The organism is Thermatribacter velox, assembly GCF_038396615.1.
Taxonomy (GTDB): domain Bacteria; phylum Atribacterota; class Atribacteria; order Atribacterales; family Thermatribacteraceae; genus Thermatribacter; species Thermatribacter velox.
This window is the reverse complement of record NZ_CP121689.1, coordinates 1,410,007-1,432,759: the sequence shown is the minus strand read 5'-3', so window position 1 is coordinate 1,432,759 and position 22,753 is coordinate 1,410,007. Positions and strand designations below refer to the sequence as shown.

Below are 22,753 nucleotides of genomic sequence, written 5' to 3'. Positions count from 1 at the left end.
AGTGGAGTGAAACAGGGCAGGAAAGGAGATAAACCAAAATGGTAAAACCGAGAATCCTGGTGGTAGGCAGTATGAACATGGATATGGTCCTTGAAATTGAGAGGATGCCTGCTGCTGGAGAAAATCTTTTCGTAAGAAAGTTTTCCATGCATCCAGGGGGAAAGGGCAATAACCAGGCCATTGCTTGTTCGAGATTGGGTGGCATAGTGCGCATGGTGGGGAAGGTAGGCAACGATGACTTTGGGGAGCGGTTATTGCTTAACCTGGAACAGGAAAATGTGGATTACTGCTTTGTTTTCAGAGAAGAGTTGGTGCATACCGGTTTGGCTTTCATTTTTGTGGAGGAAAATGGGGAAAATCGCATACTGGTTGCTCCTGGAGCCAATATGGCACTGAGTTGCGAGGACCTGGAACGTACAACCCACCTTTTTAAGAGTTCTGATTTCTTACTCCTGCAGCTTGAAGTTCCCCTTGAGGTGGTGAAAAGGGCTATCGAGATAGCCCATGAAATTGGCTTGCGAATAATCCTTAACCCTGCCCCTGCCCGGCCTTTCCCACTTGAGATACTGGGACCTCGGGATATCATCACTCCCAATAAATACGAAGCCGAAGTGCTGAGTGGAGTAAAAATTGAAGTAATTCAAGACGCTATACGAGCTATTAAACTCCTTGACGAACGATGTCCCTCCTGGAAGGTGATCACCCTGGGGGAAATGGGAGCCGTTGCCAGTTACCAGAAAGACAGCTTCATCTATCTACATCCCAGAAAGGTAGAGGTCAAGGATACCACTGCCGCTGGCGATGCCTTCAATGCAGGGCTGGTGGTGGGAATTGCCCAGGGCAAAGAATGGATTGAAGCATTGCTACTTGCTAACAATGCTGGTGCCATTGCCTGTACCAAGATAGGAGCCCAGAGTGCACTACCTTATTTACGAGACATTGAGCGTTTCGTGAGCAAGAACGGAAGAGGTGAGTTTGAAATTGTTAACCTTTGATATGTCCTGGGGGGAGCAGGGAGACATTGTCTTACGGCTTTTTGCAGCCTTCTTAGCTGGAAGCCTAATTGGCTTCCAGAGGGAACGAGCGGAAAAGCCAGCAGGCCTGAGGACCCACATCCTGGTTTCGGTAGGATCCTGCGTGATGACCCTGGTTTCGCTTCTGGGTTTTACGCGCTTTGGCTCTGATCCTGCTCGCATAACTGCCCAGATTGTAAGTGGAGTGGGCTTTCTGGGAGCAGGAACGATTTTTCGCTATGGCTGGGGGGTAACTGGCCTGACCACCGCTGCCAGCCTTTGGGCAACCTGTGGCATAGGCATTGCTTTTGGCTCTGGACTGTACTTTCTGGGCTTTACAGGTACTGGGTTTGTGATCTTTACCCTGGCTGCCCTCCGTTATCTGGAAAGCTTCCGAAAAGGGATAACCTACCTTTCCATGCGTCTTTTAGACCGTCCAGGTTCCCTGGGGGCGGTAGCCTCACTACTTGGCAAACTCGGGGTGGACATCAAAAACGTGGAACTCAAAAAGGGAGAAGAAAAAGATTTGGTGACCTGTATTATGGGAGTGCATATCCCACCCCACTTCGCGGTTGAACAAATGGTGGAGTCATTGCAGGAGCTCGAAGTGGTGAGAAGGATTGAGGTGCGTTGATTGAAAAAGGGGAAAGTGTGCAATACAATATATAAATCCCATTCTGGCGAGTGAGAGAAGATGCAAAAAGTACGTGCGCCTAAAGGAACCAAAGACATTCTGGGTGAAGAAATCCGTATCTGGCATTTTCTGGAAGAAACGGTTCGTGAAACTGCCCGTTGTTTCAGCTATCAGGAGATTCGGACTCCAGTGTTCGAACATACCGAGCTTTTCCAGAGAAGCGTTGGCGAAGCAACCGACATAGTGCAGAAGGAGATGTATACCTTTCTCGATAAGTCTGGCCGAAGTCTCACCCTGAGACCCGAGGGTACTGCAGCAGTAGTGCGGGCCTATGTTGAACACGGTTTTCACGTGAAAAAACCCCGGGTCAAGTGGTACTACCTGGGGCCCATGTTCCGTTATGAACGGCCTCAGGCGGGAAGAATGCGGCAGTTCCATCAGTTTGGTTTCGAAGCCATTGGTTTTGCCGGCCCCGGTGCGGACTTAGAAATTATACTGATTGCCTGGTTCATTTGTCAGCGTTTAGGTTTACCCCAGCTTTCTTTGGAAATAAACAGCCTGGGATGCCCTGAATGTAAAGGAAAATACCTTGACGAACTGATAAAGTTTTTGCAAGAGCATAGTCAGGAGCTCTGCGTTACCTGCAGGGAGCGCGCACAACGCAACCCTTTGAGAGTGCTCGACTGTAAAAACGAAGGTTGCCAGAGGGTTTTTTCCAATCCTGATTTTCCAGTTATCCAGAATTTTCTCTGCGAGAAATGTGCGGAACACCAACGAAGAGTTGAGGAAGGGTTGAGAAAGCTCCAAGTGCCCTTTCAGGTGAACCCCCGATTGGTGAGGGGTCTTGACTACTACACACGCACTGCCTTTGAAGTGAAAAGTGGTGAATTGGGTGCTCAGAACGCAGTGATGGGTGGTGGTCGCTATGACGGCCTTGCTGATTTCCTGGGAGTAAAGGGTGTAGCTGGTGTGGGCTTTGCAGCAGGTATGGAGCGGTTAGTTCTTTTGTTATCGGATAAAAAAAGCGTGTTTGAGGAAAAAGGTCCCCTGGTTTATCTGGCTCCGCTTTCTCCTTCAGCAGAGTCCCAATGCTTACGGCTTGCCCTGAAGCTTGCCGACTTGCACGTTCCCTTTTACCTTGGTGAAGCAGAGCGCAGTCTCAGGGCTCAGCTCAAGGAGGCCCAGAATGCGGGAATCCGTTTTGTGGTTCTTTTGGGCGAAGATGAGGAACAACGTGGAATCTTTTCCCTGAAAGACCTGGACCGGGGAATCCAAGAGGGATATTCTGAAGAAGAGCTTTTAAGCTTTCTGGAGAGGGAGAGAAGAAAATGTTGCGTACACACACCTGTGGAGAGCTGAGAAAAGAAGATATTGGAAAAGAAGTTGTTCTCTGTGGCTGGGTTAGTAGATTACGCCATCACGGTGGAATTGTCTTTATTGACTTGAGAGATCGCTATGGGCTGACTCAACTGGTGGTGAACTCCCAAGACCCTGCTTATGAACAGGCCGAAGAGCTCCGGATTGAGTACGTTGTTCGAGCTTTTGGAGTAGTCAGAGCAAGACCTGAAGGAATGGTTAATCCCAACCTTCCTACCGGCGAGATAGAGGTAGCAGTTAATCGGCTGGAAATCCTTTCTCAATCTCAGCTTCCCCCTTTTGAAATAGAAAGCCGCAAGGAAGTTGACGAAGCTTTGCGCCTGCGCTATCGATATCTTGACCTGCGCAAAACTAAAATGCAACGGAATCTTTTGCTCCGACATCGTGCTGCCTGGGCAACCCGTAATTTTTTGAGCTCCGAAGGTTTTGTAGAGGTGGAAACTCCCTTCCTCACCCGGAGCACTCCGGAAGGAGCCCGCGACTTTCTGGTGCCCAGCCGCTTGAACCCCGGTAATTTCTACGCTCTTCCTCAATCTCCGCAGCTCTTTAAACAGCTCCTGATGGTTGCCGGCATGGACCGCTACTTTCAAATTGTGCGCTGCTTCAGGGACGAAGACCTGAGGGCCGATCGCCAGCCCGAGTTCACCCAGATAGATCTTGAAATGTCTTTCGTAGATCGAGAAGATGTACTCTCGGTGGTAGAACGATTGATGGTAGAGCTTTTCTCCCAAACGCTTGGTGTATCGCTTTCCATTCCTTTTCCCCGACTGAGCTGGGAAGAAGCCATGGCAAAATATGGCTCTGATAAACCAGATTTGCGCATTCCATTGTGTATTGACAACCTGAATGATCTCTTTCAGGAAGAAGAACTTCCCGGTCAAAAAGAGGATAATGCAGATAACTTCTTAGTGGCAGGGATATTTTTCGAATCCTGGCAGCAGTTTTCGCGCAGGTTAGCTGATGATTTTTCAGAGAGAGCCCGGGAGAGAAAAATCCACTTCAGCTTTTTCCGAAAAACCCCTGAAGGAGTCAGCTCACCACTTAAAAAGAAACTTTCTCCTTTCTGTTCTGAAAAGATAGAGCAGCGTTTCTGCTTTGGAGAAAATTCGGTTTTGCTTCTTGCCTGGGGCAACAGGGAAAGGGTCCTGGAATTTTTGGGAGAAATCAGGGTAGAAGTGGGACGCCAACTGTTCCCGGTGTCGGAGAAGGAATTTTCTTTCCTCTGGGTGGTGGATTTTCCGCTCTTTTTCTGGAACGAAGAGGAGAAGCGCTGGGACTCCAGTCACCACCCCTTTACTTCTCCTTTCGATGAGGATATACCACTCCTTGACGTTGATCCTGCCCGGGTTCGTGCCAAGTCCTACGACCTGGTCCTCAACGGCTACGAGATTGCTTCAGGAAGCATCCGGATTCACCGGCGGGATCTTCAGGAAAAAATTTTCAGGTTGCTCAACATTGGGGAAGAGGAAGCTAAACTAAAATTTGGCTTTTTGCTGGAAGCCTTTCAGTATGGATGCCCTCCTCATGGGGGGATTGCCGTGGGTTTCGATCGACTGGTTATGCTTTTGTGCGGAGAAAAATCCATCCGAGAGGTTATTGCTTTTCCCAAAACCCAGAAAGGAGTGTGTCTGCTTACCGACTCTCCGGCACCGGTTTCTGAAGAACAGCTGGAGGTGCTGGGGATTACTTTGCGGGATACTTGCAATTTGAAAAGAGGTTAGTATTGTGCTATTATTTAGGTGTGAAGTAAACGGATTTGGCCCTGCTTTGCAGGTGATGCCAAAAGAGGCTTTGACCCAACATCCTTGTCTTGGGAGCTTATCTTCGGGTAAACCGTGGTTTGCCCGAGGGGCACCCACTTTTTTGAGGGCGAGGATCAAAGCAGTTGGCACACCGCAAAAGCGGGGCCATAATTTGTGATAGAGGGAAATCGGAGGAAGGAGAGTGTGTGGTGTGAGTGAAGAAAAAAGTATGGACCTTTTTAACGAGAACCTCGAGAATGTCCGCCCCATTAAAGTAGGTGAAATCCTCAAGGGCAAAGTCATCAAAAAAGGAGAAGAAGGCTATTTCGTTAACATAAATTACAAAGCTGAGGGGATTCTTCCTTTTTCTGAAAAAGCCCTGGGAAGAAGCGGTGAAGTCAAGCACGAATTGCAAGAAGGAGAAGAAATATGGGTTATGGTAAACCGCATTGATGAACAGGGCTATGTCTGGCTTTCCCGGGAACGTGCCCGCTACCAGGGTGCCTGGTTTGATATAGAGGAAAGTGTGCGTGAACAAAAACCCCTCCAGGCCAAAGTGGTGCGCAAAGTCAAGGGAGGGCTCATTGTTGACATTGGTATCAATGCTTTTCTTCCCGCCTCCTGCATTGACGTCGTCCCGCAGAAAAATCTGGATGAGTGGATAGGCAAAACTCTGGAAGTGAGGGTAATTGAAGCGGATCGCAAAGCCAGGAATGTAGTGGTTTCTCGTCGCATAATCCTTGAAGAAGAGGAGCGACGGAGAAAGCAGGCCCTTATAGACTCCCTTGAAGTTGGACAAGTGCGTAAGGGTGTGGTAAAGAACATCACCAGTTTCGGTGCTTTTGTGGACCTGGGAGGTCTGGATGGTTTGCTGCACGTTTCGGAACTTTCCTGGGGGAGAGTGAACAAAGTTGAAGATGTGCTCCAGAAGGGCGATGAAGTAGAAGTCAAAGTTATTGCCTGGAACCCTGAAAAAGAGGAAGTCTCCCTGAGCTTGAAAAGGTTAACTCCGGACCCCTGGGATAGCATCACTGAACGGATAAGCCCTGGAGATATTGTGAAAGGCAAAGTGGTTTCCATGCGTGATTTCGGCGTCTTTGTGGAAGTCGAAGAGGGAATAGAGGGTCTGATTCATGTTTCAGACCTCTCCTGGAGTTACGTACGTCACCCTCGAGAAGTGGTCAAGGTGGGCGATGTCGTCGAAGCACGAGTGCTGGAGATTGACCCTGAAAACCGCAAGCTTTCCCTGGGCTTGAAACAAGTTTTCCCGGACCCCTGGGAAAACATTGATGAAAAATGTCCCCTGGGAAGCACGGTAAAGGTTCGGGTTACCAAAATCACGCCCAGGCGTGCCCTGGTTGAAGTTGAGGAAGGCATTGAGGGTCACATTCCACTGGAAGAACTCTCCTGGAAGAGAATCACCAGAGTTAACGAGGTTGTCAGGAGAAACCAACTGGTAGAGGCGAAAGTCATCGATGTGGACCGGGAGTCAAGGCGGGTTACCTTTAGCATCAAGCAACTGCGCCCCAATCCCTGGGAGGAAGTGGCCCGTAGATGGAAGGTCGGCGACATGGTAGAAGGGAAAATTCAGCGCTTGATGGGATTTGGTGCTTTTGTTGAGCTTGCCCCCGAGGTTGAAGCGTTATTGCCTCTCTCTGAAATTGATTGGGAACCGGTAAAACACCCAGGTCAGGTCTTAAAGAAAAACCAGAGCCTCCAGCTCAAGATCATAGAGTTTGTCCCCGAGGAGCAAAGAATCGTGGTTAGCCGTAAGGCCCTGCTTCCCGACCCCTGGGAAAGGGTAAAAAGCAGGTATCCGGTAGGAAGCATCCACGATGGCAAAGTAGTAAGACTGGTTGATTTTGGCGCCTTTGTGGAACTGGAAGAAGGATGGGACGGTCTGGTCCACATCTCCGAAATTTCTGAAGAACGCATTTCTTCCCCAGCCGAAGTGCTTTCGGTCGGTGAAAACGTTCGGGTGAAGGTTATCAAGCTGGACGACCAGGAACGCAAAATCGGGTTGAGCATTAAGCAAGCCCAGAAAGAAGAAATGCTGACCAGCAAAGAGGAAACCTCTGCCCAGGATGGAAGAGTGACCCTGGGAGATGTTATTGGAGAAAAGCTGAGCTCTATCCTCAACAACCTTCGTAAATGATGCTGGATAAGGAACGTTCTTCGCTTTTTAAGCTTTTTAGTTCGGTCAAGGAAGAACTGAAGAACGTAGCTTCCTCTTTCGAAAAAGTGGTAGTTGCTTTTTCGGGGGGCGTAGACAGTACACTCGCCCTGTTCATTGCTATCTGTGCGCTGGGCAGAGAAAAGGTTATTGCTTGCACCGTAGACTGGGGTAAGTACTTACCCTCCCAGGCAAGAAGGAATGTGGAAGCGTTGGTTCGCGAATTTGGAGTAAAGCAGGTATGGATTGACGGAGAAAAAGATATTGTCTCTGTGGCCCGGGGAGGTCCTGCTTGTAACCGCTGTACCCGTAAAGCCAAGTTGGGCAAAATAAGGGCTCATTTTGGTGAAAAAGTGCTTATCGTGGGAGGGTTTAACCGCAGCGACAGCTGGGGTATGCGGGGAATCAAGTTTTTTAACGGCACCTTTTCGCCGCTTTTTCAGTTTGACAAGACAACGATCCTGAAACTTGCTCATTTTCTGGAAATTCCAATTCTGCGCATTGGAGAAAACGAGCAGCGAGAAGGCTGCTTTCTGAAACACCTTTTAAAACCCTTGGCTTCGGACTTCCATGGTAGCGCTGTGGCCAAGAGTAATGCCTACCTTTTGAACACCCTGGAGCGCTCAAACTTTCATGCCCGAATAGCCAACGTCAAAATCATCGGCACCCTTCGCAAAAACATCGCTCTGGTGAACCTTTCACCCTCTCCACCCCCCACCCTGCGAAAAACACTGGATGCAAACCTGCGGGCAATTTCGGAAGTTGATGAAATTTTCTGGGTGGAAAAACCACTCACTCTGGTAGCCAGAGCAAATCCTGGCCAGTATAATAACGCTGAGGCTCTCTACTGGATAGAGCGGGGGAAACTGCAACCAGACTTTGTGGTTCCCATAACAGTGCGATGGTTACCATCCACCAATCGGCGCTTGAACACTTTTCAGGTTGTGGACTTCGAAGAAAGGCGGTCGAGCTATGAACAGCAACCAACTGAGGCAGCTGTTTCTATCCTTCTTTGAAGAAAAAGGACACCGGGTCCTTCCCAGTGCTTCCCTGATACCAGATGATCCTACTCTCCTTTTGACCATAGCGGGTATGGTTCCCTTCAAACCTTTCTTCCTGGGTAAAAAAGAGCCCCTGTATCCGCGCGTGTGCACGGTCCAAAAGTGTGTACGGGTGAGCGACCTGGACAAGGTGGGCTTTACCAGGCGCCATCATACTTTTTTTGAAATGTTGGGCAACTTCTCCTTCGGAGATTACTTTAAAAAAGAAGCCTGCATCTTTGCCTGGGAGTTCCTGGTGCACAGGCTGAAGCTGTCTGAAGAGAAACTCTGGGTTTCGGTTCACGAAAAAGACGAAGAAGCTTTTCACATCTGGAAGGACGTGGTGGGGGTACCTGAAGAGAAAATCGTCCTTCTGGGGGATGAGGACAATTTCTGGGCCTCTGGTCCCGTGGGTCCCTGCGGTTACTGTTCAGAAATCTATTTTGACTTTGGAGAGAGGCTTTCCTGTGGGAAGCCAGAGTGTAAACCCGGCTGCGATTGTGACCGCTATCTTGAGGTCTGGAATCTGGTATTTATGGAATTTGACCGACAGAGCGATGGCAGCTTGCGTGAGCTCCCGCGCAAAAACATTGACACCGGAATGGGGCTGGAGCGCATTGCCTCGGTGGTGCAGGGAGTAGACAGCAATTTCGAAACCGATCTTTTCCTACCCATCATCGAAGAGCTCAAGAAGCGGAGCGGACTTGATTACCATTCTTCTACTCTTCCTTTTTTTAGAGTAGTTGCTGACCATGTGCGGGCAGTTACTTTCTTGATTGCCGACGGAATTTTTCCTTCCAACGAAGGCAGAGGCTATGTCCTGCGCAGGTTGATTCGCAGAGCCTATCGCTATGGCAGGAAGTTGGGACTTGAGAAGCCTTTCCTGTATGAACTGGTCTTCAAAGTTATTGAAATAATGAAGGATTTTTACCCAGAGCTCGTTGATAAATCACGCCTGATTTCTCAGGTAGTTTTTCAGGAAGAAGAAAAGTTCGACCTTACTCTGAAGTCAGGGCTTTCTCTGCTGGAAGAGATGGTGAGCAAAGCCAGAAAAGAAGGGCTGAAAACAGTTTCAGGTAGGGAAATATTCAAGCTTTACGACACCTATGGTTTTCCAGCCGATGTGGCTCGGGAAGTGCTTCAGGAAGAGGGCCTGGACTATTCTGATGAAGAGTTCAAGCAGGAAATGGAAGCCCAGCGCCTGCGGGGCAAAAAGGCTTTCCAAGAAAAAGAACAGGCACTCAGGGATTACAAAGCCCTTGAAGAGGCGCTTGGTTCATTCAAAAGCGAGTTCACAGGCTATGATAGCCTGGAAGGGGAGAGCAAAATTCTGGTTTTGTTGAGCAAAGAAGGCTTCTGTGACCAGGCTGCACAAGGAGAAGAGGTTTTTCTGGTCCTGGAACGGACTCCCTTTTACCCGGAAAAAGGTGGTCAAGAATGGGATACCGGCTTTATCATTGCCCCACAGGGGTTGGCAAGGATAAATAGGGTTTTCTTGGTGGGGGAGTCCTGCATTGTCCATCAAGGACGGGTGGAACGAGGCAGGCTGCAAGCGGGCGAGGTGGTGGTTGCCCGGGTTGATTCCCGAAGAAGGAGAATGCTGGCTATTCATCACACCTGCACCCATCTGCTTCACCGGGCGCTGCGCAATCTGCTTGGAGAACAGGTTAAACAGGCTGGTTCCTGGGTAGGTGAGCAGGGGTTGAGGTTTGACTTTGCCCATTTTGCTCCCCTCACTGAGGAGGAAATCAAAGCGGTGGAAGCAGAAGTCAACGCAAAAATTTTTGAAGACCTGCCAGTTGTGGTGAGCTATACCACCCTGGAGGAGGCCCGCCGGAGTGGAGTGATTGCTCTTTTTGACGAGAAATACCAGAAAGAGGTACGGGTAGTGCGGGTTTTGGGGTACTCTGCAGAACTGTGCGGAGGAACACATCTTACTCGAACTGCTCAAGCTGGCCTTTTTCGAATAATTTCTGAAGGAAGCATAGGTTCTGGCATACGCCGTATAGAAGCTGTAGCTGGTCCACTGGCTCTGGAAAGGTTCCAAAAAGACGCACAATTGGTAAAATCGCTTAAAGAAGCGGTTGAAATCGATGAATCGCAACTTCTTGATAAAGTGCAGGGGTTACTCGAAGAGAATAAGCAGCTTAAAAAGGAGTTAACTCAGTTTAAAAGACAGGCAACAGTGGACCTCGTTCGCCAGAAAATCCTGGAAAGCAAGGAACGGGTATTTTCCCATCTCTTTAGCGACGCCTCCTTGGATATCGAAACTCTGCGTCCAGTTTTTGATGAATTACGAGACCAGCCTCTTTCCCGGGTGGTTGTTTTGGGGATGGAAAAAGAGGGTCGAGTTCAGGGTCTGGTGGGCACCACCGGACAATTAGTAAGGAATCTGGACCTTAAAAAGCTGGTCAAAGAAGCCCTCAAGGTTTCCGGGGGTGGGGGAGGAGGTCGACCTCACCTGGTCCAGTTTGGGGGTGTACCCCGGGACAAATGGGCAGCGTTCGTGGAGGAACTGTGCAGGCTGGTAAACAGAGAATCCCCAGAATAATGGCTATCGACTGGGGAACCAGGCACCTGGGCCTGGCTTTCAATCGGGGCAGCAACTTTGCTTTTTCAGGGGGAGTCTTGGCTGGAGGCACTCTCCAGGAGACGGTCTCCAGAGTACTTGAGCAAGCCCGAAAAAACCAAATTGAGCTTATCGTGGTGGGTTTTCCGCTGCGGCTGGGAGGAGAGGAAAAGCGGGAGGCCAACCTGGTGAGAAAGTTCCTGGAAAAGCTAAAGAAAGAGTTTTCCGGAGAAGTGGTTCTCCTCGATGAGCGTCTCACCACCAAAGAAGCAGAACGTAGGCTACTCGAAGCGGATCTTTCCCGTAGTCGGAGAAAAAAAATCATTGACCAGCTTGCAGCGGTTATCCTGCTTGAAACCTACCTTAAACGCTATGAAGTCAAAAACCGTTCTTGAGCTCTCCCTTTTGTGGATAATATGTGTTCTGGTCTATCTTTGGTTTTACGCTGACTTTTCCGAAGGGGAAAGTTTTAAAGAGGTGCTGATTCCCAAAGGGCTGTCGGTGAGGGAAATAGCGCTTCTTTTGAAAGACGAAGCAATCATTCGAAATCCCTGGCCTTTCCAGGTCATGGCTGGTTTGGTTGCTCCCCGGGGACTGCGTGCTGGGAGTTACCTCCTAAAACGAGGAATGCCCCCTGCACAACTCGTGGAAATACTTACCAGGGGTGAACAGCTCCTCGTTAAGGTTACCTTTCCAGAAGGCTTCACTTCTCAGCAAATGGCCCAGGTGCTGGAAGAAAAGGGGATTTGCTCCAAGGAAGAATACCTCTCTCTGGTTGATAATCCTACCCTTTTTGATCGGGAGTGGTTGAAAGGACTCTCTTCCTTAGAAGGTTTTCTTTTTCCAGATACCTATTTTTTCTCAGTGCCCGCTTCCCCTCATCAGGTCATCGAAGCACAGCTTGAGCGCTTTGAAGAAACTTTCCTGAGAGAACATTACTGGAAGAGCGAGGCCCCGCTTCCTTTGCAGGGCCTGGTTATCCTGGCCTCACTGGTAGAGCGGGAAGCCAAAGCTGCTGAAGACCGTCCCCTGATTGCTTCTGTATTCCTGAACCGCCTGCAAGCCGGCATGAAGCTGCAATCCTGTGCCTCTGTAGTTTATGCTCTGTATAGGGAAAAGGGGGTCTGGGTTGACCATCTAACGCTTGAAGATTTAAAAATCAATTCTCCCTTTAATACTTATCTTTCCAAGGGGCTTCCTCCCCAACCTATTTGCAATCCGGGTCTTGCTTCTTTGCTTGCAGTACTTTATCCTGAAAAAAGCGACTACCTTTACTTTGTGCTCGGTGAGGATGGTCGGCACCGTTTTTCTCGTACTTACAGGGAACACCTTGAAAACCGGGAGCAGGTTACCCCATGAAGTCTCTGTTTCGCAGATGGCTGCCGGACCTTTACGTAAGAAAACTTTCTGATATTCCTCTTGATGCACTGCGCAAAAGAGGAATAAAAGGTTTTATTCTGGACCTTGACAACACCCTGGTGGCCTGGAATGGATACCAGCTTTCTCCAGATACCGTTTCCTGGATGCAACGGGTTAAAAACCTGGGCTTTCAAGTGTACATTGTTTCCAACGCTCTACCGCGGCGAGTCCGCTACTTTTCTGAAAAGCTTGAGGTTCCGGGAATCCATTCTGCACGCAAGCCACGCCGTCGTGGATTTCGGGAAGCGCTCAAAGCTATGGGCCTGGAACGCTCAGAAGTGGCAGTAGTAGGGGACCAGGTGTTCACTGATGTGTGGGGCGGGAATCGGATGGGTCTTTTTACCATCCTGGTCATTCCGCTCAACAAAAAGGAATTTCTTTTGACCCGCCTGGTCCGCAAAATAGAGAGATGGTTACTCAAAAAGCACTGGAGGAAAGCATAGTGCCATGCGGATAACGTCAGAATTTTCACTGCTTGCGCTCCTGGGACATCCTGTCCAGCATTCCCTTTCTCCTCTTTTTCAAAACGCTGCGCTCCAGAAACTGGGACTTCCCTATGTGTACCTTGCTTTCGATGTTGCTCCCGATGATTTAAAAGATGCGCTCTATGGCTTGAAAGCGCTGGGATTCAGGGGTGCCAATCTCACCGTGCCCCATAAGGAACTGGCAGTGAATTTTATGGATAGCCTGCATGAGCATGCTGCGTTGCTGGAAGCAGTGAACACCGTGGTAAACGAAAACGGAAAGTTGGTCGGCTATAATACTGATGTAATAGGTTTTATGAAAGCCCTGCACAAAAATGGGGCACAGCTTGAAGGCAGAGAGGTACTTCTCTTGGGAGCCGGAGGGGCAGCCCGAGCAGTGGCCTGTGCACTGAATGAAGTAAAGGTTACCAGAATATGGGTTGCTAACCGTAGCTGGGAAAGAGCCAGGCTTTTTCTGGAGTGGTCTCGCAAAGCTCTCACCTGTCCGGTGGAGAGTCTAAGCTGGACAAGCCTTTTTGAACAACCAGATAAAGAACCAACCTTCAGGGAGATTTATGCTATAATCAACGCAACGGCACTGGGCTTAAAAGGTGAGGAGATACCCCTTCCCTGGGGATATCTTTCAGGCCTTCACTGGGTTATAGACCTTGTCTATGGCAAGAAAGGAACGCCGCTTGTGAAAAAGGCAGAGGAGAAAAACATCAGGAACTTTGACGGAAGGGATATGCTGATTTTTCAGGGAGCGGAAAGCTTCCGATTGTTTACTGGGCACCAGGCCCCGCTTGATGTGATGTTCGGGGCACTCGAAAGCTAAATGCCGAAGGGGGTTTCTGTTTGGCTACCAATCACACACAGCTTCCTTCCCTGAATTCGCGAAAACTGGGTGAAATACTGGTTGAGCGGGGCAAGATAACCCCTCAGGAGTTGCAGGAAGCACTAACAATTCAGAAGGAAACCGGCGAAAAGCTGGGTGAAATTCTCCTCAGAAAAGGCCTGGTTACGGAACGAGACCTTTTTGACGCCCTTGCCCAGCAACTGGGAGCTCCCTACGTGGACCTCAGCAATTACCTGATTGACCCCAAGGTGGTCGCCCTGCTTCCCGAAAAGTTCTGCCGCCAGCACAAAGTGGTTTTGATAGGAGAGGAAAACGGTACTTTGCTTTTGGCCATGGCTAACCCTGTGGACGTGGTAGCCATTGACCGGGTAGAGATGATGACCCGTCGTAAAGTGAAACCCCTTATGGCTCCCGCAGAAGATATTGAAAGAACCATAAACACCTATTACGGCATCGGAGAATCGGTTGAAGAGATTGTGAGGGAAGTAGAAGATGAGGGTGGAGCGCTTGCTCTTTCTATGGATGAAGAGGAAATCCGCATCGACCAGCTCCGGGCCTTGGGTGAAGAAGCTCCTATCGTGCGGGTGGTCAACATGATCATTCTCCAGGCTATCCGCAGTGGCGCCAGCGACATTCACATTGAGCCCCAGGAAGAGAAAGTGCGCATTCGCTTCCGGGTTGATGGTATTCTTCGGGATGCAACCTCCACCTCGGTGAAAGTCCACCCCGCCCTGGTCTCCAGGGTGAAAATTCTGGCCCGGATGGACATCGCCGAGCGCCGCCTGCCCCAGGACGGCCGCTTCCAGGTAATGGTTGACAACCGGGCTGTCGATTTCCGGGTATCCTCGCTTCCCACCATTTACGGCGAAAAAATCGTGATGCGCATTCTTGACAAATCTGCTCTGGTTCTGGACTTAGACCGCCTGGGTTTTGAACCTGAAGAACTCGAAAGGTTTTATCGGATTATCCAGTACCCCTACGGCATGATTTTGCTCACCGGACCTACCGGAAGTGGAAAAACCACTACTCTGTACTCAGCGCTCAACTTTATCAACAAACCCGATTTGAACATAATCACCATTGAAGACCCGGTAGAGTACCGCCTGGAGGGTATTAACCAGGTACAGGTAAAACCCCAAATTGGCCTCACCTTTGCCAACGTTTTACGTTCCATCATGCGTCAGGACCCTGATGTCATCATGGTGGGTGAGATTCGGGACCGCGAAACGGCTGAAATAGCGGTTCACGCAGCGCTCACCGGGCACCTGGTTTTCTCCACTCTGCACACCAACACTGCCTGTGGAGCAGTAATCCGGCTTGCTGAGATGGGTGTAGCCCCTTACCTGATTTCTTCAGCCCTGGTTGGTGCCGTGGCTCAGCGCTTGGTGCGCAAGATATGCACTTTTTGTCGGATACCTATTGAGGTGAAAGGAGAAATTGCTCGGGAAATAAGCGAGGGTGAAGAGAGCGTGGTCACCGTGTATCGAGGCAAGGGTTGTTCTCGCTGCAACCAAACCGGCTACCGAGGCAGAGTAGCAGTGAGCGAGGTCTTAGTCATGGACGAAGAATTGCGGCAGATGGTGCTTTCAGGAGTCACCGAGCGGGAGCTTGCCCGCAAGGCGCAGGAAAAGGGTATGCGTACCTTGAGAGAAAACGCCCTGCGCAAGGTCCGCGCAGGTATCACCACCATTGAAGAGGCTTACCGGGTAACCGGCAATTTTCTGTAAAAATTTCTTTGATTCGTTCGATTGCCTCTAAAGTTTTTTTCCTCTTTACCGATATATAAAAGAGAAGAGGATACGCTATGGATATTATTGAGCTTTTGAAAGAGGTAATTGAGCGGGGAGCTTCAGATTTGCACCTTACGGTGGGAAAACCTCCCACTTTTCGGATAGATGGGAGGTTAATTTTTTCTGACCATCCCCCTTTATCTTCCCAGGATACCGAGGAAATGGCTCGCTCGCTCCTTGACAGCAAGAGATGGCAAAAGTTTGTGGAGGAAAATGAGCTTGACTTTTCAACCGGCATTCCCCAGGTGGGACGTTTCAGAGTGAACGTTTATCGCCAGCGCGGCTCCTGTGGTCTGGCAATACGTGCTTTGAGTTACCACATACCCTCCATGGAGGAGCTGGGGCTTCCGGTCTCTGTTCTGCAAAAGCTGGCTTCCCTTCCTCGGGGGCTGATTCTGGTTACCGGACCCACCGGAAGCGGAAAGTCCACCACTCTTGCTTCGATGATTGACTACATCAATTCCACTCGCTCCTGCCACATCGTTACCATCGAAGACCCGATTGAATACTTGCATGCCCATAAAAAAAGCCTGGTCAACCAGCGGGAAGTTGGCTCCGATACGCCGTCTTTTGAAAGTGCCCTGGTCCATGCCCTGCGCCAGGACCCCGACGTTATACTGGTTGGGGAAATGCGTAACCTGGAAACCGTAAACATCGCTCTCCAGGCGGCAGAAACCGGGCACTTAGTCATGGCCACGCTGCACACTAACAACGCTCCCCAGAGCGTTGACCGTATCATCGATATCTTCCCCCCTCACCAGCAACTCCAGGTGCGGGTTCAGCTGGCAAGCTGTATCCAGGGGATAATCTCCCAGCAGCTGCTCCCCCGAGCAGATGGTAAAGGCAGAGTGCCTGCCTGTGAAGTGATGATTGCCAACAACGCTATCCGCAACCTGATTCGCGAAGGTAAATCCTACCAAATCTATAGCGTTATGCAGACCAATCGTGCTCAAGGCATGATAACCATGGATCAGGCACTTTTTGAACTTTACCAAAAGGGGTTAATCACCTGGGAAAGTGCGCTGGAGCGGGCAGTTGACCCCAAGGAACTCTTGCTCTGGAAAGGTGGCAAGTAAAAGATGCCGAGTTTTGTGTACCGGGCACGGGATTTTTCAGGCAAGTTAATCGAGGGAAAGCTTGAAGCCCAGAGTGAGCGGGAAGTGGCAGCAGTCTTGCGGGAACGAGGATATTTCGTGACCGCCATTCAGGAGGACCGTCCCCAATTCCTTCAGAAAGAAGTGCGCCTTTCTCTGGGAACGCAAAGAGTGGGCTTAAAAGATCTTGCTCTCTTTGCCCGGGGTTTGGCAGTAATGCTTGAAGCTGGAGTTCCTCTTCTTTCGGCTCTCTCCAGCCTGGCCCAGCAAACCAGCAACCGCTCTTTTGCCACGGTCATCAGGGATATCGCCTCCAAAATCGAGCGGGGCTATTCCTTCTCTCAAGCAGTGGCTGAACACGTGAATGTCTTTGGAAGGGTGTTTTTGGGCATGGTGCGCTCGGGGGAAGCAGGAGGAAGTTTAGACAGCGCCCTTTCCAGTTTAGCCGATTACTTCGACTGGGAAAAGGACCTGCGCGATAAGGTGCAGTCAGCTATGTATTATCCGGTGATTCTTCTTGTGGCCATGATTGCCGCTTCCTTTTTCATGGTTTACTTTGTGTTTCCCCAGTTTGTGATGCTTTTTGAAGGCCTGAACATTGAGCTTCCTCTACCCACGAAACTGCTGCTTTCTATGGTTCGCTTGGTGAACACTTATTGGTATGCAGTGTATGGGGGTTTGCTGGGAAGCTTCGCTTCTTTTCTGCTTTATGCCAAATCTGAGCGAGGCAGGAGGTGGTGGGATAGAAAAAAACACCGTTTAATGCTTTTTGGAGAGCTCTTTCAAAAGCTGGTTTTGTCCAGGTTTTCCTGGGTGTTGAGTGGGCTTTTGCGGAGTGGCATGTCCATGGTGCAGGCTCTGGAGGTGACCGCTGAAGCCGTCAGCGACTACTATGTGGCTGATATCCTGCGCGAAATTGCCTCAAAAATCCGTCAGGGAAGAAATCTCACCCAGAGCATGGGTGATTACTCTTTCTTCCCCCCTTTGCTTTTGCAAATGGTCAGCGTGGGAGAGGAGTCGGGAAACCTGGAGGCCACCCTCAAGCGGGCTAATGAACTGTATGACAAGGAAGTGAAGATTTTTGTAGAGCGGCTTTCTACCATGATTGAGCCAATTCTCACTTTGATTGTGGGAGTGGGAGTTTTCTTCATAGCACTGGCTTTCTTCATGCCCATATTCGAGATGGCTTCCCAGGGGATGCAAAGCAGTGGCTTTTAATGATGGCAAGAAATTTTATCCTGAAAGTTTAGAGATAAGCGTGAAAATCAACTGGAGGTGAAAAACCGTGTGGAGTGTGATCAGAAAAAAGCAGCGCAAAAAAGGTGAAGAGGGTTTCACTCTGATTGAGCTCATCGTGGTGGTAGCCATTTTAGGATTCCTGATGGCTATAGCCATTCCCCGTTACCTCACCGCCCGAGTAACCGCCGCCCAGAGCGCAACCAAAGCTAACCTGCATAGCTTAGCCAGCGCCTTAGAACTTTACGCAACTGAAAACAACCAGACCACGTATCCGGCAGCCGCTGATGTAAAGAACTGGCTGGATGACTATATTGCTCAGGCACCCACACCGCCAGCGGGAGGCAATAATTACGTGTATGCACCCCTTGACAGCAGTGGTACACAAACCGGCACTTTTACCAGCTTCGTCATCTGGGATCCCAACTCTTACGGTGGCAAGTGCTATGCTGTGGGCCCAGCTGGCGTGATTGGAGAAGGGGCAATTGATGAGGATGGTGAAACTGTAAATGACGCCATCGTAGAAGCTATCAACGCAGCAACAGGCCTTTCGTTAACCGCATTACCAACCACAACTCAAACCCTCGACTGGTAATCCTTTTCCCCAGAAAGCCCTTGGGCTTTCTGGGGAGCCCCTCCTATGCTTTTCACCATCTTTTTCCTCATCCTTCTTTTTCTAATAAGCTGGACTGATGTGCGCGAGTTGCGCATACCCGATGTACTTTCTTTTTCCCTTCTGGGGCTGGCGCTTTTTCGGGCATTCTGGGTGGGAAATCCGGTCTCTTTTTTCCTGGGTGCTGCCTTCTCTTTTGCCTTTTTCTTTCTGCTTCACCTCTTTTTCCCCCGGGGTATTGGCTTTGGTGATGTGAAACTTGCGCTGGGAGTGGGGCTTTTTCTGGGCTGGCCACTTGCTGTTTTGGCGGTGTTTTTTGCTTTTTTATTTGGGGCTCTGGTTGGTGTTTTGCTCATTGTCCTGCGCAAAAAAAGCCTCAAAGACGCCCTTCCTTTTGCTCCTTTTTTATCCTGCGCTGCAGTAGTGACTTTATTTTTTGGAAACTCTATTTTAAACTGGTACCTGTATGGTGCCTTATAAAGCAAGAAAAAGGGTAAAAAACGGGAAAACTGCAGCAGGTTTCACCGTTTTGGAGTTGGTACTCACTGTTTCGCTCTTTGCCTTGCTTTTAAGTTTTGCTCTGCCGCCTCTCACTCGCTTTGCAGAGAGAACCTCCCTGGAAAGCACCGCCTCCTTGCTTGCCCAATGCCTGCGCCTGGCTCGGGTAGAGGCCCTAAAGCGCGGAGGGTGTGTTTCCATCTTTTTCGGTCAGGACTTTTTCGCCCTCTACTACCCTGATGGAAGCACAGCGAGCTTTTCCCTGCCCCAAGGTGTTGCGGTGAGTTACACCAGTTTTCCGGGACAGCGCCTTTTCTTTTTCCCAAGTGGAGTTCCTGCTTCAGGAGGCAGTGTGACTTTGGAAAGCGGTGGAAACCGCCTCCGGCTTTTCATCACTCCGGTTACCGCAAGGGTGCGTCTTGAATGAGCCGTTTTACAGAGAACCGGGGAGTTACCCTGTTGGGGGTATTGATTTTTCTGGGTTTTCTCTCTTTTTCCTTTTTTGCACTGGGAAGGAGCATCGCTTTGATTGAGCGTCTAAAAAGAGAAACCCGCTCCAAAAAAGAAGCACTCTTTCTGGCTGTAAACACTCTGGAACACCTGAAAAAAGAGCCTCTCCAAATCCCCACCCAGGGAGAGGTGAGTGAAGGAAACCTCCGGGCAAGGTTCAGGATAGAGGAGTTTTCAGAAGACCTTTTGCTCTTTAAGGTAGAAGTTTTCGAAAAAGAAGGCAGAAAGCTCTATGCTCTGGAAACGCTGGCTTTTAAGTAATAAGGAAGAAGGGTTTTCGCTGCTTGAAGTGCTGCTTGCGATTTTTCTCTTGGGTGCGGTGGTTGCCTCTTTTTTCTTCTTTCTGCGCAACTTTTCAGCTTATCAGTTGAAAAGCCAGCTTTCCTTTGAAGAGGAGGCCAGCGAGCTGGTTGCCTCCCTGGCTGTGCTCGACCTTTTGCGCTACGGGAGTTCCCCACTGGCACATACTCAGGGAACACGTCTCAAAGTCTGGATGGGCAGAAATCCCCTCGAGATTTACGCTTTGCAAGATGCTTTGCTCATCAAAAATCGGGGTGTGGCCAATCCGGTGGCTACTTTGGAAGGACTGAGGCTTTCCTTCAGGATTTTGCCCTCTGAAGAAGGGCAATTTGTGGAATTTACGCTGGACTTTCAAGGAAGCAATGGACATCACTTGAGGACGCTCTGTGGAGAGGTAATTGGCGAAAAAATTTATCGTTGAGGAAAAGGGATTTGTGGAAATAGCGTTAATCCTGGTCTGCCTTGCGCTCCTGGGTGCTCTTTTTCTCATTTCAGGGAGTGTACGCTCCCAGTACCAGTTGGTAGAGGCTTACTGCACGAAGGTGTCTCGGGATTATCGCTTTGAGGGGGTGCTCTGTGAGGCAGTAAGCAGGATTAAGAGGGGAGAAGAAACTATAGACGCTGCTTCTTCCTTTGCAGAAGGTTTCTGTTTTACGGCCTTTAATGGTAAAATAACTCTAAAACACGAATCTGGCGCTTTCTGGGAAGCAGAGTATTCCAGGGAAGAAGCGGGTGTGGTGGTGAAAAATCTGGTCACCCCGTTCACGCTTCCCTATGTGAGGTAAGCAGATGCTGGGCATTGACCTTGGTTCCTATGCGCTGAAATATGCGCTTTCAGAGCGTAAAAAAGGTGCAAGTTTTGAATGCAGAAAAGCGGGATTGCTGGCTTTTGCCAAGGATATTTTTTCGCGAGGGGATGTCAAAGATACTGCGTTTCTCACTTCTGAGTTGCGTGATTTGTGGCGCAGGCAACGACTCCCCCGGGAAGCGGTGCTTAGCCTCCACCATCCTCGCATGGTCATTCAGCGTGCCTCTTTACCCCGGATGAGTGAGGAAGAGCTGAGAAATGCTCTGCACTGGGAAGTCCGTTCTCTGATTCCTGGTGAGGAAGACCTGCAAATTGGCTGGTATGCGCTGCGAGAAGAAGCCGAGAAAGTGGAAGTGCTCTATGCTGCTATTCCCTCGGTGGTCCTTGGGGTATACCTTGAGGCCTTCCGCAGGGCAGGCATCCGCTTGGAAGGCGTGGAGCCCCAGGTGCTGAGCTTTGTGCGAGGGTTTTTGAGTCTGTATCCTGATTATGTGGATCGGAATTCCTTTATTCTCCTTGATGTTGGCTTCAGCAAAGGAATGGTCCTCTTTTTCAAAACCGGCTTTGTTTTCTCACGCTACATCGACTGGGGGTTGCGCAGGCTCTGGCAGTATTTAAGAGATAAGTTCAACTTGCTTCCTGTAGAGGCCCTGGACCTCATGAGAAGGCCTGTTTCCGAAGCCCCTCCGGAAGTGTATGAAGCTGTGGACAGCGAGATTCAGGAATTCCTGCTCGAGTTGCGGCGCTCCCTAACCTTTTTGCAGACTGAATACGGACCGGATGCCCTGGGAGAGTTTTTCCTGTGTGGAGGAGGAAGCACCATACCTCTTTTTAAAGCCAGAATTGAGTCAGAACTTAATTTGACCTTGCGGGACGTTGCCCTGCAACAGGCTGAAAAAGCCATACCCAACCTTTCTCTCATGCTTGGTGCGGTAGGTGCATCCCTTTGGAGCTGAAAAACGTTTACCCAGTAAAAGTGAATCTCCTGCCTGCTCAGCTCACAGTTAAAAAAACCCCCAACTGGGTACGTCTTTTTTTTATGGTGCTTTTGATATCACTCTCGGTCCTTTACGCTTTTTCCTTTTTAATGCTTTCTGACAAGGTTTTCCTTGCTCGAACCCAGACGGAAGAATTGCGCTCCCGGGTGGAGGTCTTGAGGCGGGAGGAGCAAAAGCTCAGAAACGTTGAAGAAAGGGTTGCTGCCCTCGAGAAGAGATTGGATCTTTTGCAGAGTCTGGTTGGAGCAGAACCCGATTGGTTGCGGGTGTTTGAAGCCATAGGTAATAGTCTTCCTGAAGACGTTTATCTTGAGCGGTTTCGGGCTTCTCAAGGGGAAATGCGCCTTGAGGGAAAGGCATTCAGCATTTTCAGCATTGCACAGCTAATAAGCACTCTCTCTAACTACGAAGATCTTTTCCGGGAAGTGGACCTTGAATCGCTGTCGCTTGAAGAGAGTCTGTACAAATTTACCCTGAAAGCGGGGCTGGTGGAAAAGAGTGCGTCTTGAAAAAAGCTGGCCGTTCATTTTAATGGTTTGGGGTGGAGCGCTGCTGGTCTTTCTTTATTTTCTCCTACAGCCCTTAATCTTTGAACTTGACCGCATCAAGCAAGAAAGAGAGAATCTCGCCCAGCAGGTTTTGAGATTGGAACGTCGGGTGGCCAGCCTGCGAGCTATGGAAAAGCGCCTTGAAGAGCTACGTTCCACGGTGGAAGCCATCGAAGCACGTCTTCCTCAGGAAAAGGAAGTGCCCCAGCTCCTCCTTGCTGTGGAAGACGCTGCTTTCCTCTCGGATTCAGAAGTAGAATCCCTAACCCCTCAGGCTCTAAGAAATGAGAAAGACTACACCGAGGTTCCCCTAAAAATAAAGCTGCGCTCTTCGTATCGAGGAACGCTCCTTTTTTTGAATACCTTACGCCGTATTCCGCGCCTCATTCAGCTTGAAGAAATCAGCTTCGTTCCTGGTTCAGAAGGTGGCTTCGACGTCGACCTCACTTTGAAGACCTACATTCTCGGGGTTTCAGGAGGCAACAGGTGAGAAGTCAGGAGTTTTACCTGGAAATCGCTCTGGCGGTATTGATTGCCTTTCTGGCTTTTTCAGGCATCCGAGTTCTGGATGTGGCCCTGCAGCCCCAGGAAGCTTCTGTCTTGCTTCCGCAACGACTGCAGGATACTGCTCCCAATCTCCTCAAAAACAGAGAGCTTGAGAAACTATTTCCCACTGCTTATCCTGATGCACAACTCCTGGCCTTCCGAGATATTTTCGAGCCACCACCCCAGCCAGTTGCGGCGCTTGCGGCCCAGGAAACGGTAAAATATCCCCAGGAAGAGGGTTCTGTGCAGGTTGCACAAAGTGCAGCTCCTGGCTCTCAGGAAGAAACAGAAAAAGCGGAGCAGCAACCCGAAATCAACCTGAAGGGCGTCGTTCTTTCCCCTCAAGGGCAGGTGGTATTACTCGAAATCGATGGCCAAATTGAATTTCTAACTCCTGGAAAGACCTTGTCTTCTGGAATAAAATTGGTTAAAGTGAAAGAAAAAGAAGTAGTTCTTGAATATCAGGGGAGGGAAATGACATTAAACCTTGCCGACTAACATCTTCGAAGTGCCTTTTTTTCTGGA

24 protein-coding genes are annotated in these 22,753 nt (G+C 49.7%); all 24 read left to right on the top strand.

What is annotated here, in order from left to right; all coding sequences use genetic code 11:
• Positions 1 to 38 precede the first annotated feature (38 nt).
• The 24 genes from rbsK to QBE54_RS07035 all read left to right on the top strand — a co-directional run bounded on the left by rbsK (position 39) and on the right by QBE54_RS07035 (position 22,726).
• Complete coding sequence (rbsK, locus tag QBE54_RS07150; protein ID WP_369017513.1) at positions 39 to 995, top strand: ribokinase; 957 nt, start codon at positions 39 to 41, stop codon at positions 993 to 995.
• The gene (locus QBE54_RS07145; protein WP_369017512.1) at positions 982 to 1,647 is read left to right on the top strand and encodes an MgtC/SapB family protein; all 666 of its coding nucleotides are present in this window, start codon (positions 982 to 984) and stop codon (positions 1,645 to 1,647) included. Before rbsK ends, QBE54_RS07145 begins: the two co-directional genes overlap by 14 nt.
• Positions 1,648 to 1,707: 60 nt before the next feature.
• Positions 1,708 to 3,006 (top strand): histidine--tRNA ligase, encoded by a 1,299-nt coding sequence (gene hisS / locus QBE54_RS07140; protein WP_369017511.1) that lies wholly within the window; start codon positions 1,708 to 1,710, stop codon positions 3,004 to 3,006.
• Positions 2,976 to 4,745 carry an aspartate--tRNA ligase gene (aspS, locus tag QBE54_RS07135; RefSeq protein ID WP_369017510.1) on the top strand — a complete coding sequence of 590 codons (1,770 nt, stop codon included), beginning with the start codon at positions 2,976 to 2,978 and terminating at the stop codon, positions 4,743 to 4,745. Before hisS ends, aspS begins: the two co-directional genes overlap by 31 nt.
• Positions 4,746 to 4,977: 232 nt before the next feature.
• Positions 4,978 to 6,921, top strand: a complete 1,944-nt coding sequence (locus QBE54_RS07130; protein ID WP_369017509.1) for a S1 RNA-binding domain-containing protein — start codon at positions 4,978 to 4,980, stop codon at positions 6,919 to 6,921.
• A complete protein-coding gene (locus tag QBE54_RS07125; protein WP_369017508.1) occupies positions 6,918 to 7,955 on the top strand; it encodes an ExsB family protein in 1,038 nt (345 codons plus the stop codon). The genes QBE54_RS07130 and QBE54_RS07125 overlap by 4 nt, the downstream gene beginning before the upstream one ends.
• Positions 7,912 to 10,530 (top strand): alanine--tRNA ligase, encoded by a 2,619-nt coding sequence (alaS, locus tag QBE54_RS07120; RefSeq protein WP_369017507.1) that lies wholly within the window; start codon positions 7,912 to 7,914, stop codon positions 10,528 to 10,530. Before QBE54_RS07125 ends, alaS begins: the two co-directional genes overlap by 44 nt.
• On the top strand, positions 10,473 to 10,943 hold the full coding sequence (gene ruvX, locus QBE54_RS07115) for a Holliday junction resolvase RuvX (RefSeq protein ID WP_369017506.1): 471 nt from the start codon (positions 10,473 to 10,475) through the stop codon (positions 10,941 to 10,943). Before alaS ends, ruvX begins: the two co-directional genes overlap by 58 nt.
• Positions 10,921 to 11,907 carry an endolytic transglycosylase MltG gene (gene mltG, locus QBE54_RS07110; RefSeq protein ID WP_369017505.1) on the top strand — a complete coding sequence of 329 codons (987 nt, stop codon included), beginning with the start codon at positions 10,921 to 10,923 and terminating at the stop codon, positions 11,905 to 11,907. Before ruvX ends, mltG begins: the two co-directional genes overlap by 23 nt.
• Positions 11,904 to 12,410, top strand: a complete 507-nt coding sequence (locus QBE54_RS07105; protein WP_369017504.1) for a YqeG family HAD IIIA-type phosphatase — start codon at positions 11,904 to 11,906, stop codon at positions 12,408 to 12,410. The genes mltG and QBE54_RS07105 overlap by 4 nt, the downstream gene beginning before the upstream one ends.
• 4 nt (positions 12,411 to 12,414) lie before the next feature.
• Complete coding sequence (locus QBE54_RS07100; RefSeq protein WP_369017503.1) at positions 12,415 to 13,266, top strand: shikimate dehydrogenase; 852 nt, start codon at positions 12,415 to 12,417, stop codon at positions 13,264 to 13,266.
• 50 nt (positions 13,267 to 13,316) lie between these two features.
• The gene (gene gspE / locus QBE54_RS07095) at positions 13,317 to 15,014 is read left to right on the top strand and encodes a type II secretion system ATPase GspE (protein WP_369019413.1); all 1,698 of its coding nucleotides are present in this window, start codon (positions 13,317 to 13,319) and stop codon (positions 15,012 to 15,014) included.
• A gap of 77 nt (positions 15,015 to 15,091) precedes the next feature.
• The gene (locus QBE54_RS07090; protein ID WP_369017502.1) at positions 15,092 to 16,153 is read left to right on the top strand and encodes a type IV pilus twitching motility protein PilT; all 1,062 of its coding nucleotides are present in this window, start codon (positions 15,092 to 15,094) and stop codon (positions 16,151 to 16,153) included.
• A gap of 3 nt (positions 16,154 to 16,156) precedes the next feature.
• Positions 16,157 to 17,389, top strand: a complete 1,233-nt coding sequence (locus QBE54_RS07085; RefSeq protein ID WP_369017501.1) for a type II secretion system F family protein — start codon at positions 16,157 to 16,159, stop codon at positions 17,387 to 17,389.
• 67 nt (positions 17,390 to 17,456) lie between these two features.
• Complete coding sequence (locus QBE54_RS07080) at positions 17,457 to 18,002, top strand: type II secretion system protein (protein WP_369017500.1); 546 nt, start codon at positions 17,457 to 17,459, stop codon at positions 18,000 to 18,002.
• 45 nt (positions 18,003 to 18,047) lie between these two features.
• On the top strand, positions 18,048 to 18,500 hold the full coding sequence (locus tag QBE54_RS07075) for an A24 family peptidase (RefSeq protein ID WP_369017499.1): 453 nt from the start codon (positions 18,048 to 18,050) through the stop codon (positions 18,498 to 18,500).
• Positions 18,490 to 18,945, top strand: coding sequence for a GspH/FimT family pseudopilin (locus tag QBE54_RS07070; RefSeq protein ID WP_369017498.1), 456 nt, complete (start codon positions 18,490 to 18,492; stop codon positions 18,943 to 18,945). The genes QBE54_RS07075 and QBE54_RS07070 overlap by 11 nt, the downstream gene beginning before the upstream one ends.
• Entirely contained in the window at positions 18,942 to 19,289 is a 348-nt protein-coding gene (locus QBE54_RS07065) for a hypothetical protein (RefSeq protein WP_369017497.1), read from the top strand. Before QBE54_RS07070 ends, QBE54_RS07065 begins: the two co-directional genes overlap by 4 nt.
• Positions 19,261 to 19,749: a type II secretion system protein J gene (locus QBE54_RS07060; protein WP_369017496.1), complete on the top strand. Its 489-nt coding sequence runs from the start codon at positions 19,261 to 19,263 to the stop codon at positions 19,747 to 19,749. Before QBE54_RS07065 ends, QBE54_RS07060 begins: the two co-directional genes overlap by 29 nt.
• Positions 19,727 to 20,113, top strand: a complete 387-nt coding sequence (locus tag QBE54_RS07055) for a hypothetical protein (protein WP_369017495.1) — start codon at positions 19,727 to 19,729, stop codon at positions 20,111 to 20,113. The genes QBE54_RS07060 and QBE54_RS07055 overlap by 23 nt, the downstream gene beginning before the upstream one ends.
• A gap of 4 nt (positions 20,114 to 20,117) precedes the next feature.
• Positions 20,118 to 21,092 carry a pilus assembly protein PilM gene (gene pilM, locus QBE54_RS07050; protein WP_369017494.1) on the top strand — a complete coding sequence of 325 codons (975 nt, stop codon included), beginning with the start codon at positions 20,118 to 20,120 and terminating at the stop codon, positions 21,090 to 21,092.
• A gap of 86 nt (positions 21,093 to 21,178) precedes the next feature.
• Positions 21,179 to 21,643, top strand: a complete 465-nt coding sequence (locus tag QBE54_RS07045; protein ID WP_369017493.1) for a PilN domain-containing protein — start codon at positions 21,179 to 21,181, stop codon at positions 21,641 to 21,643.
• Positions 21,633 to 22,172, top strand: coding sequence for a type 4a pilus biogenesis protein PilO (locus QBE54_RS07040; protein ID WP_369017492.1), 540 nt, complete (start codon positions 21,633 to 21,635; stop codon positions 22,170 to 22,172). The genes QBE54_RS07045 and QBE54_RS07040 overlap by 11 nt, the downstream gene beginning before the upstream one ends.
• On the top strand, positions 22,169 to 22,726 hold the full coding sequence (locus QBE54_RS07035; protein WP_369017491.1) for a hypothetical protein: 558 nt from the start codon (positions 22,169 to 22,171) through the stop codon (positions 22,724 to 22,726). Before QBE54_RS07040 ends, QBE54_RS07035 begins: the two co-directional genes overlap by 4 nt.
• Positions 22,727 to 22,753 lie beyond the last annotated feature (27 nt).

Coding starts and splice junctions, on each gene's coding strand:
- pilM (WP_369017494.1), top strand. CDS start 20,118: ATGCTGGGCATTGACCTTGGTTCCTATGCGCTGAAATATGCGCTTTCA.
- QBE54_RS07085 (WP_369017501.1), top strand. CDS start 16,157: ATGCCGAGTTTTGTGTACCGGGCACGGGATTTTTCAGGCAAGTTAATC.
- QBE54_RS07075 (WP_369017499.1), top strand. CDS start 18,048: ATGCTTTTCACCATCTTTTTCCTCATCCTTCTTTTTCTAATAAGCTGG.
- hisS (WP_369017511.1), top strand. CDS start 1,708: ATGCAAAAAGTACGTGCGCCTAAAGGAACCAAAGACATTCTGGGTGAA.
- QBE54_RS07060 (WP_369017496.1), top strand. CDS start 19,261: ATGCTCTGGAAACGCTGGCTTTTAAGTAATAAGGAAGAAGGGTTTTCG.
- alaS (WP_369017507.1), top strand. CDS start 7,912: ATGAACAGCAACCAACTGAGGCAGCTGTTTCTATCCTTCTTTGAAGAA.
- QBE54_RS07105 (WP_369017504.1), top strand. CDS start 11,904: ATGAAGTCTCTGTTTCGCAGATGGCTGCCGGACCTTTACGTAAGAAAA.
- QBE54_RS07065 (WP_369017497.1), top strand. CDS start 18,942: ATGAGCCGTTTTACAGAGAACCGGGGAGTTACCCTGTTGGGGGTATTG.
- QBE54_RS07125 (WP_369017508.1), top strand. CDS start 6,918: ATGATGCTGGATAAGGAACGTTCTTCGCTTTTTAAGCTTTTTAGTTCG.
- QBE54_RS07100 (WP_369017503.1), top strand. CDS start 12,415: ATGCGGATAACGTCAGAATTTTCACTGCTTGCGCTCCTGGGACATCCT.
- ruvX (WP_369017506.1), top strand. CDS start 10,473: ATGGGCAGCGTTCGTGGAGGAACTGTGCAGGCTGGTAAACAGAGAATC.
- QBE54_RS07090 (WP_369017502.1), top strand. CDS start 15,092: ATGGATATTATTGAGCTTTTGAAAGAGGTAATTGAGCGGGGAGCTTCA.
- aspS (WP_369017510.1), top strand. CDS start 2,976: ATGTTGCGTACACACACCTGTGGAGAGCTGAGAAAAGAAGATATTGGA.
- mltG (WP_369017505.1), top strand. CDS start 10,921: ATGAAGTCAAAAACCGTTCTTGAGCTCTCCCTTTTGTGGATAATATGT.
- rbsK (WP_369017513.1), top strand. CDS start 39: ATGGTAAAACCGAGAATCCTGGTGGTAGGCAGTATGAACATGGATATG.